General features: G+C 72.8%; 11 protein-coding genes. 8 read left to right on the top strand and 3 right to left on the bottom strand.

Annotation, left to right across the window (positions count from 1 at the left end; all coding sequences use genetic code 11):
- On the top strand, positions 1–1012 hold a 1012-nt coding region (locus HMPREF9719_RS05820; RefSeq protein WP_004601053.1), incomplete at its 5' end, for an SGNH hydrolase domain-containing protein.
- Here HMPREF9719_RS05820 and HMPREF9719_RS05815 read toward each other — a convergent pair.
- Entirely contained in the window at positions 1009–1644 is a 636-nt protein-coding gene (locus tag HMPREF9719_RS05815) for a Maf family protein (protein ID WP_004601052.1), read from the bottom strand. The genes HMPREF9719_RS05820 and HMPREF9719_RS05815 overlap by 4 nt on opposite strands.
- A gap of 42 nt (positions 1645–1686) precedes the next feature.
- Here HMPREF9719_RS05815 and HMPREF9719_RS05810 point away from each other — a divergent pair, with 42 nt between their 5' ends.
- The 5 genes from HMPREF9719_RS05810 (at position 1687) to HMPREF9719_RS05790 (ending at position 6288) form a co-directional block, all read left to right on the top strand.
- Complete coding sequence (locus HMPREF9719_RS05810) at positions 1687–2466, top strand: biotin--[acetyl-CoA-carboxylase] ligase (RefSeq protein ID WP_004601051.1); 780 nt, start codon at positions 1687–1689, stop codon at positions 2464–2466.
- Positions 2467–2482: 16 nt separating this feature from the next.
- Positions 2483–2989, top strand: coding sequence for a hypothetical protein (locus HMPREF9719_RS05805; protein WP_004601050.1), 507 nt, complete (start codon positions 2483–2485; stop codon positions 2987–2989).
- A complete protein-coding gene (locus HMPREF9719_RS05800; protein WP_004601049.1) occupies positions 2982–4193 on the top strand; it encodes a 5-(carboxyamino)imidazole ribonucleotide synthase in 1212 nt (403 codons plus the stop codon). The genes HMPREF9719_RS05805 and HMPREF9719_RS05800 overlap by 8 nt, the downstream gene beginning before the upstream one ends.
- A 94-nt stretch (positions 4194–4287) precedes the next feature.
- Positions 4288–4803, top strand: a complete 516-nt coding sequence (gene purE, locus HMPREF9719_RS05795; protein WP_004601048.1) for a 5-(carboxyamino)imidazole ribonucleotide mutase — start codon at positions 4288–4290, stop codon at positions 4801–4803.
- A gap of 93 nt (positions 4804–4896) precedes the next feature.
- The gene (locus HMPREF9719_RS05790) at positions 4897–6288 is read left to right on the top strand and encodes an NAD-dependent succinate-semialdehyde dehydrogenase (RefSeq protein ID WP_004601047.1); all 1392 of its coding nucleotides are present in this window, start codon (positions 4897–4899) and stop codon (positions 6286–6288) included.
- A gap of 165 nt (positions 6289–6453) precedes the next feature.
- On the opposite strand, the gene HMPREF9719_RS05785 is transcribed toward HMPREF9719_RS05790, so the two are convergent.
- The gene (locus tag HMPREF9719_RS05785; protein WP_038075733.1) at positions 6454–7113 is read right to left on the bottom strand and encodes a TIGR03089 family protein; all 660 of its coding nucleotides are present in this window, start codon (positions 7111–7113) and stop codon (positions 6454–6456) included.
- Between the two features lie 20 nt (positions 7114–7133).
- Positions 7134–8696, bottom strand: a complete 1563-nt coding sequence (locus tag HMPREF9719_RS05780) for an LCP family protein (RefSeq protein WP_004601045.1) — start codon at positions 8694–8696, stop codon at positions 7134–7136.
- A gap of 168 nt (positions 8697–8864) precedes the next feature.
- On the opposite strand from HMPREF9719_RS05780, the gene rfbD reads away from it, so the two are divergent.
- Positions 8865–9740, top strand: coding sequence for a dTDP-4-dehydrorhamnose reductase (gene rfbD / locus HMPREF9719_RS05775; RefSeq protein WP_004601044.1), 876 nt, complete (start codon positions 8865–8867; stop codon positions 9738–9740).
- Positions 9737–10619 (top strand): glycosyltransferase family 2 protein (locus HMPREF9719_RS05770; protein ID WP_004601043.1); only part of this gene is annotated, 883 nt, incomplete at its 3' end. The genes rfbD and HMPREF9719_RS05770, both read left to right, overlap by 4 nt.

Here is a 10619-nt window from a genome sequence, read left to right as displayed (position 1 = left end):
GGGCGGCGTCGCCGTCGCCGCGGGGCTCGTCGCGGCGCTCGCGACGCCGGTGGGCTGGCACGGCGTCGTCGCTAACGAGCTCGACGGCGACCTCGACCCGGTGGCCTATCCCGGGGCGCTCGCCCTCTACGGCGCGCCGGTCGAGCCGCTCCCGCCCAAGCCAGACTACCCGGTGCTCAGCTCGTCACAGGGCATGAGCTGGGACGACGGCTGCATGGGCAAGGGTCACGAGGATACCGACCGGCTGCCGCGCAAGTGGCGCGGGCCTGACTGGGTGGACTGCGTCTACGGCGACCCCGACGCGGAGACCACCGTCGTGGCGCTCGGCGGCTCGCACACCGACCACTGGCTGGGCGCACTCGACCCGCTGGGCAAGGAGCATGGCTTCCGCGTCTTCGCCGTCCTAAGGGAACAGTGCCCGAGCTTCGTTACCGACTACGAGGGCGTCTACGCCGACGGCTGCGAGGAGTTCAACGAGACGGTCCTCGGCGAGGTCGAGGAGCTTCGGCCCGACCTCGTGTTCACCACCGCGACGAGGCCGCTGGGCGCGCCGCCCGGCCCGATCGAGGGCGTGCCCGCCTCCTACGTGACGCTGTGGAACTGGCTGCTCGAGCGCGGCATCCCCGCCGTCGCGGTGCGCGACACCCCGTGGTTCCAGGACGAGGAGGGCAACCCCTGGTCGTCCTCCGCGTGCGTCGAGGCCGGCGGCGGCATCGAGGGCTGCTCCATCCCGGCCGAGGACTTCTACCTCGAGGAGAACCCCGCCGCGCTTCTCGGCGAGATCGAAGGCTTCACCGTCGTCGACCCCGAGCCGTGGTTCTGCCCCGACGGGACGTGCCTGCCGGTGATCGGCAACCGGTACGTCTACGTCGACCCCAACCACGTGGCGCGCCACTACGCCGCCTCGCTCGCGCCGATGCTGTGGGAGAGCCTCGGGCCCGCCCTCGAGGAGGCCCAGGACCCGGGTATCGCCGGGCGGATGCGCGCCGAGCCGCGCCTCGAGCTGCGCTAGCCTGCGGTGCCCGGGCGCCACAGCGCCGAGGCGTCGACGCCCAGCTCGTAGAGGCTTGCCCGCAGCGCCGGCAGGGAGAGCCCGATGACCGCCGAGGGGTCGCCCTCGATGCGGTCGATGAACCAGCCGCCGAGCGCCTCGAGGGTGAAGGCGCCCGCGCACTCGAGCGGCTCCCCGCTCGCGGCGTAGGCCGCGATATCCGCCTCGGAGGGGCTGGCGAAGTGCACGTCCGTCGCGGCGTGCGTGCTCGCCTCGAGCGGGCGGGTCGCGCCCGCCGGGAGGTAGGAGACGTGCTGGCCCGTGAGCAGAGTCGCGCGGCGGCCCGCCTGCTCCCGCCAGCGGCGCACCGTCTCCTCTTCCGTGTGCGGCTTGCCGAGCAGCTTTCCGTCGAGCAGGAGCATGGAGTCCCCGCCCACGACGACCGCGCCCTCGGCGGCCGCGCCGAGGGACTCGGCGACGGCGCGGGCCTTCGCCCGGGCGAGCGCCTCGACGACCTCGCCCGGCGCGGCGCCGGCGAGCCCGGCCTCGATGGCGCGCTCGTCGACGTCCGCGGGGCGCACCTCGGGGTCGACGCCCGCGGCCTTGAGGATGCCGAGCCGGGAGGGGGAGCGGGAGGCGAGAATGAGTCGCATGGTCAGCCAGGCTAGCCGCCCGCCCGGCTAGACTGGGCGGCCATGGCAGCCCTCAACGCAGACGCGCTTTCCGACCGGCTCCGGGAGACCTACCCACGGGTGGAGGTCGCAGCCGAGGTCGGCTCCACCAACGACGAGCTCCTTTCCGGCGACGGGCCGCACCGCAGCGTGCTGTTCGCCGAGCACCAGAGCGCCGGCAAGGGGCGGCAGGGCCGCCAGTGGCTCGCGCCCGCCGGCTCGCAGGTCGCCTTCAGCGTGCTGCTGCGCCCCACCGTGCAGGAGCGCGACTTCCTAGGCCTCCTGCCGCTCGCCGCGGGGCTCGCGGTGACCGACGCGATCGAGGGCACGACGCTGAAGTGGCCCAACGACGTGCTCGTCGACGGGGAGCGCAAGCTCGCCGGCATCCTCTCCGAGGCCGCGGACCTCGAGCGCGACCCGCGCGTCGTCGTCGGGGTGGGCATCAACGTCACCCAGGAGCGCTCCGAGTTGCCCGTCGAGCACGCCACCTCGCTGCACGCCGAGGGGCGTGACGCCGACCGCACGGAGCTCGCCGGCGACGTCCTCGAGGCGCTCGCCAAGCGGCTCGAGCAGCTCGGCACGCCAGACGGGCGCCGCTCCCTCATCAACGCCTACCGGCAGCGCTGCGCCACCCTGGGCCAGGAGGTCGTCGTCGCCGCGCCCGGCGGGGAGGTGCGCGGCATCGCCGCGGATATCGCGCCGGGCGGGGAGCTCCTCCTCGAGCGCCACACCGGCGGGCGCCAGGAGGTCTCCGCGGGCGACGTCACCCACGTGCGCCGCGCGAGCGGCGAGACGTGGCAGTAGCCGGGAAGGCCCGGCGATGAGCCGCAGGCCCCCGGCCACCCAGCTGCAGCGCGGGGAGGAGGTCGTCGTCGACCTCACGGCCCCGGCGCGCAGCTTCGTTGGCCCCCTTGTGGAGGCCGCCGCGTGGACCGCGGCCGCGTGGCTGCTCATCGGTCTCGTCGATCGGCCCGACGTCGCCGTCGACCCGCTGTTGCGCGGCGCGATCGTCGTCGCGTGGCTGGGCGTGCTGGCAGCCCGGCTCGTCGCGCCCGCGGCCAGGGCGAGGTCCCGGCTGTTTCGGGTGACGACGCGGCGTATCGTGGCGCGCCCGGCGCGGGTCGGCGCGCGCGCCGCGGCGGTCGACCTTGCGGACGTGCGCCGCGCGGCGCGGCGGGGCCGCTCGACGGTGCTCCTCGAGGTCGCCGGCTCGCCTCGACCGTTGGTGTTTTCCGGGGTGCCGCGGGCGCGCCGCGTGGCGCGCACGGTGGAGCGCCTCGCGGCGGAGCGCAGGGAGGAGGCGGTTGTAGGGTTGTGGCGTGACTGAGTTACATGGACAACCCGCAGCCCACGCGCCCGGCGCGCCGACGATCGCCGTGATCGGCGACGGCCAGCTGGCGAGGATGATGCAGACCGAGGCCATCGAGCTGGGCCTCTCTCTGCGCCTGCTCGCCGCGGCGAAGGATCCCTCCGCCGCGCAGGTCGTCGCCGACCTGTGGGAGGGCGACTACCACGAGCTCTCCGACTTGGAGGAGGTCGTCGACGGGGCGGACGCGGTGACGTTCGATCACGAGCACGTGCCCAACGAGCACCTCGACGAGCTCATCGGTCGGGGCGTGAACGTGCAGCCGCGCCCGAGCGCGCTCATTTACGCCCAGGACAAGCTCCTCCAGCGCGAGAAGATGGCCGAGCTGGGGCTCCCGGTGCCGGCGTTTAGCGCCGTCGAGTCGCCCGCCGACGCGGAGCAGTTCTTCGCGCGTACCGGCGGGAGGGTGTGCCTCAAGGCGCGCCGCGGCGGCTACGACGGCCACGGCGTGTGGTTCCCGAAGGGCGAGGAGGAGCTCTCCTCGCTGGTGGAGAAGCTCCTCGGCGAGGACGTGCCGCTCATGGCTGAGGAGGCGCTCGACTTCACCCGGGAGCTCTCCGCGATGGTGGCGCGCCGCCCGAGCGGGGAGGTCGCCGCCTGGCCGATCGTCGAGTCGGTGCAGTCGGGCGGGATCTGCTCGGAGGCGGTCGCGCCGGCGCCGGGGCTGGGCGAGAAGGAGGCAGCCCGCGCCCGCGAGATCGCCCGCACGGTCGCCGAGGAACTCGGGGTGACCGGGGTGCTCGCCGTGGAGCTCTTCGAGGTCGCCGGCGAGGGCGGCCCGGAGGTCGTCATCAACGAGCTGGCGATGCGCCCGCACAACACCGGCCACTGGACGCAGGACGGCTCGGTGACGAGCCAGTTCGAGCAGCACCTGCGCGCGGTGCTCGACTGGCCGCTCGGCGCTACCGACCCGGTGGGCGGAACGACCGCGATGGTCAACACCCTCGGCGCGGACGAGGAGCCTGAGACCCCGCTGAGCGAGCGCGTCGCGGCGGTGTGGGAGCGCTACCCGCAGGCGAAGATCCACCTGTACGGCAAGTCGCACCGCCCGGGCCGCAAGCTCGGCCACGTCAACGTCACCGCCGAGGACCCCGAGGAGGCCAGGCGCGTGGCGCGAGAGGCGGCGCACGTCATCGTCCAAGGCGACTGGCCCGCGGCCGACTAGCCACATTTACTAGAGCCCCGCCGCCCGCTCCCGGGCGGCGGGGCGCCCACTACCCGTCGAACCGTCAGCACTGAAATTTAAAAAGGAGTTTGGGATGGCAGAGGATGCAACGCCCAGGGTCGGGCTCATCATGGGCTCGGACTCGGACTGGGAGACCGTCCGCCCCGCCGCGGAGGTACTCGCCGAGTTCGGCGTCCCCTTCGAGGTGGGGGTCGTCTCGGCGCACCGCACTCCGGAGCGGATGATCGCCTACGCGAAGAAGGCCCGCGGCCGCGGGCTGAAGGTGCTCGTCGCGTGCGCCGGCGGGGCCGCCCACCTGCCGGGCATGGTCGCCGCCGCCACGGCGCTGCCGGTGATCGGCATCCCGCGGGCGCTGAAGAACCTCGACGGGCTCGACTCGCTGCTCTCCATCGCGCAGATGCCCGGCGGCGTGCCGGTCGCGACCGTGTCCATCGACGGGGCGAAGAACGCCGGTCTCCTCGCGGTGCGGATCCTCGCCGCGGGCGACGAGGAGCTCGCCGAGCGGATGGAGAACTACCAGGCCGAGATGGCCCGCTCGGTGGAGGAGAAGGACGAGCGGCTGCGCCGCCGCCTGCTCGGGGGCGAGTAACATTCGTCGGCGACTTGCCCCTACCCTCGGCGGATGTGTGAACGGCGGCTCAGATCCTTGAATCGTGAGTCACATTCCAGTACATCTGGAGGCATGGCAACTTTTAATCTTGAGAACCCCTCGACTGGCAAGTCGGAAGACGAGTTCCAGCGCTTCGACGACAAGGACCGCGACGACGTCCTCGAGCGCTCCACCGCCGCGTTCAAGAAGTGGCGCGAAGTCCCGCTCAAGGAGCGGGCCGCGGTCCTGTCGAAGACCGCGGACGTCTACGAAAAGAACAAGGACCTCTACGCCGAGCACATCGGCCGCGAGATGGGCAAGCTCACCGAGCAGGCCAAGGGCGAGATCGATGTGGTCATCAGCATCTACCGCTACTACGCCGACAACGCCGAGGAGCTCCTCGCGGACCGCGACCTGGGCGAGAAGGGCGCGAAGCGCACCTTCGTCCGCAAGGACCCGCTGGGCCCCCTCCTCGGCGTGATGCCGTGGAACTTCCCCTACTACCAGGTCGCCCGCTTCGCGGCGCCGAACCTGCTGCTGGGCAACACCATCGTGCTCAAGCACGCCTCGATCTGTCCGCTGTCCTCGCAGGATTGTCAGGACGCCTTCGAGGAGGCGGGGCTGCCTAAGGACGCCTACATCAACGTCTACGCCTCCGGCTCGCAGGTGGAGCCGTTCATCGCCGACGAGCGCATCAAGGGCGTCTCGCTGACCGGCTCGGAGGAGGCCGGCTCGGCGGTGGCGAAGGCCGCGGGTGAGCACTACAAGAAGTCGCTGCTCGAGCTCGGCGGCAACGACCCGTTCGTCGTCCTCGACGACAAGAACCTCGAGTTCGTGCTCACCAACTTCCTCGGCATCCGCCTCTTCAACACGGGCCAGGCCTGCAACGCGCCGAAGCGCCTCATTGTGCTCGAGGACTTCTACGACAGGACCGTCGAGTTCCTCACCGAGGCGGTCAAGCAGATCAAGGTCGGTCCCTTCGACGACCCCGAGGCCGACATCTCGGCGCTGTCCTCGATCGGCGCGCGCGACGAGATCGTCGAGCGCATCGAGAAGGCGGAGAAGGACGGCACCGCGCGCATCGTGTGGGGCGGCAAGAAGATCGACAAGCCGGGCGCGTTCATGGAGCCTGCCCTGCTCGTCGACCTCGACCCGAACGCGGACATCGGCTGCAACGAGATCTTCGGGCCCGTCGTCACCGTCTACAAGGCCAAGGACGAGGAGGAGGCCATCGAGCTGGCCAACAACACCTCCTACGGCCTGGCGAGCTCCGTGTGGGCCGAGGACGAGGAGCACGCCGCCGAGGTCGCCTCCCGCCTCGAGGCCGGCATGACCTTCGTCAACGAGGCCTCCGTCACCGGCGCGGACCTGCCGTTTGGCGGCATCGGGCGCTCCGGCTACGGCCGCGAGCTCGCCGAGTGGGGCGTTGGCGAGTTCGTCAACGAGCACCTCTTCCGCGTCAGCGCCCTCAAGCCCCAGGGCTAGGCTGACGTAGCAAGCCTCGCCCGGCCGCCGAGCCGGCGCGGGAGAAGTCAGGGCCCGCCCGCCGCCCCCGGATCCTCGGGGAGCGGCGGGCGGGCCCTTTTCTCGTGCTCGAACGAGCCCCGGCGTGCCCACGCGGGGCGTCGCCGGGGCTTCTTCTTGGGCTTCCTAGGCCCGCGCGGTGACGCGCTCCTCCTTCGCGATCGCGTCGAGCCGAGCTGCGTCCGCGAGGCCGGCGACGACGACGGCGGAGCCGTTCGCGCCGAGCGGCTCGAGGACGGTGGTGCGGAAGCTCTCCTCGTCGCTCCAGCCCGTGGAGAGCAGCCTCGTGCCCTCCGGCAGGTTCGAGGGCGCGATCTGCGCGAGCGTGCGGGTGGGGGAGGGGAACTGGTCGCCGTAGAGCCGCACCGTGGGTCCGAAGTCGATCGCGCCGAGCGGCAGCTCCCCGCCGGTCTCGATGACGCCGCGGCCGAACGGGTCGTCGGTGACGATCGCGACGTCGAGGCCCTCCTCGGCGTGGCGCTCCGCGCGCTCGGGTGAGCTGAACACCGCGGCGGTCTCCGGGCCGGCGTCCCCGAAGCGGGTGCCGACGCCCGAGGCGAGCGCCCCGAGCACGATGGCGGCGCACTGCCAGCCGACCGGCAGGTCGAGGGCGATCTCGTCGTCGTCCTCGAGGTCGAGCTCGTCGACGAGCATGTTCGCGACCTTTGCCGCCCAGTTGTCGAGCGTCTGCGCGGAGAAGTCGAGCCGGCTGCCCTGCCTCTCGTCGTAGACCGTGAGCCTGGGGGAGCCGGCGTCGGTGGCGAGGTGTTCCGCGAAGAGGTCCATGCCCGCCACGCTAGCGAAAACTAGTAGACGCACGGCGGGCCGTCGCCCGCCTCGATGACGGGGCCGGCGCCCTCGGGCGACTCGGCCTCCCCGGTGCCGGCCGGCGCGTCCGCGGGATCGCCGGAGGGCCCGTCGTACTCGTCGGCGATGACGACGACGAGGGAGTCGCCCTCGAGCGAGTCGTCCGCGACGACGGGGATGCCCCCGAGCTCCTCGGCGAGGGCCTGCGCGGCCGGGTCCTCGGGGTCGGCCGCGACGATCTGGCTCTGCTGGTAGAGGCCCTCCTGCGCGTTGGAGATCTCCACGATCTGGTAGCCGTGCTCGTCGAGGTGGGAGGCCACCCCGCCGGCGAGGCCCTCGACCGTGCCGGCGTTGAGGATGTAGAGCTTCTTGTCCATCGCGGGGTTGGGCTCGTCGGGGGACTCGTCCCCGCCGTCCTCGTCCTCGGGTTTCTTATCATCGTCGCCGCCCGCGCCGCCGCGCTCGAGGTCGCCGAGCAGGTCCTCCATGAAGGCGTGGACCTCGTCGGTGTCGACGACGACGACGGACTCGCCGTAGTCGCCCACCCCGTCGGCGGCAACCACCGGGATCGTCGCGAACTTCACGTTGCCGGCCACGAGGTCGGACATCTGCTGCGCGAAGCCGATGATGTCCCAGTCCTCGTCGATGACGACGGAGCGCTCCACGGCCTGGCCGATCTCCGAGAGGGCCGCCGGGTTGGCGAGCGTGCCAGCCGAGAGCAGCCGGTCGACCATCGAGGCCATGTAGGCCTGCTGGCGCACCACCCGGTCGAGGTCGCCGCGCGGCAGGCCGTGGCGCTGCCTAACGAAGCCGAGCGCCTGGATCCCGTCGAGGCGGTGCTCGCCGGCCTCCAAGTCGACGCCGGAGTACTCGTCCTGGGTGTCCTCCTTTAAGCACACGTCCACGCCGCCGACGGCGTCGGTGAGCAAAACGAAGCCGAGGAGGCCGACCTCGGCGTAGTGGTCGACCTCGATGCCCGTGAGCCCGGAGACGACCCGGACGAGCGCGTCGCGGCCCGCGGCGTTCGACTCGACCTCGATCTCGTGGGGGTCGGTGACGCCCTGCTCCTCGAGCTCCCCGATGCGCTGCTGCTTGTGGGCGGTGAAGACCCCGTTGATCTTCATGTTGCCCATCTCCGGGTCGGCGATATACGTGTCGCGCGGGATGGACACCGCCGTCGCGCCCGAGCCGTCGTTGGGCACGCGGATGACCATGATCGTGTCGGTGTTGTGCTCACCCTCGTCGACGCCGGCCCTAAGCGCCGAGAGCTCCTCCTCGGAGAGCGGGTTGCCCTGCGCGTCGGTGCGGGAGTCCGCGCCGACTAAGAGGATGTCGGTCGCGCCGTCGCGCCCGTCGAGACCCTCGCCGAGCTCGAGGCCCTCCGCGGAGGCGACGCCGCCGCTCACCCGGCCGACGGCCCACCAGCCGACCCCGACGACGAGCAGCGCGACGACCGCGAGGAACGCGAGGATCGCGCGCACGCTGCGCGGGCCGCTCTGGCGCATGGCGGCCTTGATGTCGAGGTTGTGGGGCTGGCGGGTGTAGCGCGGGGTAGAGCTCATAGTGTCGCTTGCGGGAAAGACCTTTCGGGCGGGCGTCGAAACAAGCCGGTCGCGGGCGGCGCGCCGCCGGCCCGCGAGACAAGTCGGACTTATTCTATTGGCGATACATCCGGGCCGGCAATACCGCGCCGCCCGGCCGAGCAGCCAAAAAGGGGAGAGGGGAGCGAAGTGGGCGCCACCGTCGCGATCACCGGGGCCGGCGGGCAGCTGGGCCGGTGCCTGCGCCTCACCGCGCCGGGAGGGGTCGAGGTGCGCGAGCTTCGCCGCGGCGACCTCGACGTCGCGGACCCGGAGGCCGTCGCCGCCCACCCGGCGTTTCGCGGCGTGGATGCGGTCATCAACGCCGCGGCCGCCACCGACGTCGACGGCCAGGAGGACGAGCCCGACCGCGCCGAGGCGCTCAACGCCGCCGCCCCCGGCCACCTCGCGCGGCGCGCGGCCGAAGAGGGCGCGCTGCTCGTGCACGTCTCCACCGACTATGTTTTCGGCAACCGCGGCGCCGCCGGCGGGCCGATCGGCTCGCACGAAGCCCCCGACCCGGCGAGCGTCTACGGGCGCACGAAGCTCGCCGGGGAGCGCGCCGTGCACGAGGCCGACCCGCGGCACGCGGTGGTGCGCACCTCGTGGCTCTATAGCGGCGACGTGCTGCCCGGGCACAAGGACTTCGTCTCGACGATGCTGCGGCTCGCCCGCGCGGGCGAGGGCGCCCGGGTCGTCGCCGACCAGGTGGGCACGCCCACCTTCGCCGTCGACCTCGCCCGGGCGCTGTGGCGGCTCGCGCTCGGCGAGCGGCCCGAGCCCGCCCCCGGGCGGGGGCTCGTGCTGCACGCCGCGGGCTCGGGCGAGACGAGCTGGCACGGCCTCGCCCGGGAGGTCTTCGCCGCCGCGGGCGCGGACCCCGGCCTCGTCGAGCCGGTCGCCACGGGGCAGTGGCCGACGCGGGCCGCGCGCCCGGCGTACTCGGCGCTGCGCTCCGACCTTAAGCTCCCGGAGTGGCGAAGCGGGGTGCGAAGGGCCGCGGCCGGTAGCCTTGATCCCCGATGACTTCCGCCGACAACGACCTGCCGCTCGCGGCGATCACCGTGACCTACTCGCCCGGCCGCCTGCTCGGGGCGATGATCGACTCGCTCGACGAGGCGACGAGCCGTAAGCTGCGCCTCGTCGTCGCCGACAACGGCTCCACCGACGGCGCCCCGGAGCGCGCCGCGCAGCGCCCGGGCGTCGAGCTTTACCACACGGGCGGCAACATCGGCTACGGCCCGGCGATCAACGCGGCCGCCCGCCGGTTGCGCGCCCCGCGCGAGGAAGGCGAGGTCGACCCCGAGTTCTTCCTCGTCGTCAACCCCGACGTCGAGTTCTCGCCCGGCTCGATCGACGCGCTCCTCGAGTGCGCCCGGCGCCGCCCGAGGGCAGGCGCGCTCGGGCCCCTGATCCGCGAGCCGGATGGGGAGGCCTACCCCTCGGCGCGGGCGCTGCCCACCCTCGGGGTGGGCGTGGGCCACGCGCTGCTCGCGGACATCTGGCCGAACAACCCGTGGACGCGGCGCTACCGGGCGGGCTCGGACCTCGGCCGGGAGCGCGCCGCGGGCTGGCTCTCTGGGGCGTGCCTGCTGCTGCGCTGGGACGCGTTCGAGGAGCTCGGCGGCTTCGACGAGCGCTACTTCATGTACTTCGAGGACGTCGACCTGGGAGACCGGCTCGGCCGCGCCGGCTGGGAGAGCGTCTTTTACCCGGGCGCGGAGATCACCCACGCCCAGGGCCACGCCGCGAAGGGCAACCGGGGCATCACGGTGCCCGCGCATCACCGCAGCGCGTACCGCTACTTCGCCGACCGGCACGCCGCGTGGTGGCAGGCGCCGCTGCGCCTCGCCGTGGGCGCGGGGCTCGCCGCGCGCTCGGTGGCCGCCAGGCTCGTCGCCGCGC

Source organism: Corynebacterium otitidis ATCC 51513, assembly GCF_000296405.1.
In the GTDB taxonomy this organism is placed as follows: domain Bacteria; phylum Actinomycetota; class Actinomycetes; order Mycobacteriales; family Mycobacteriaceae; genus Corynebacterium; species Corynebacterium otitidis.
This window is presented reverse-complemented; position numbering and strand designations above follow the sequence as displayed.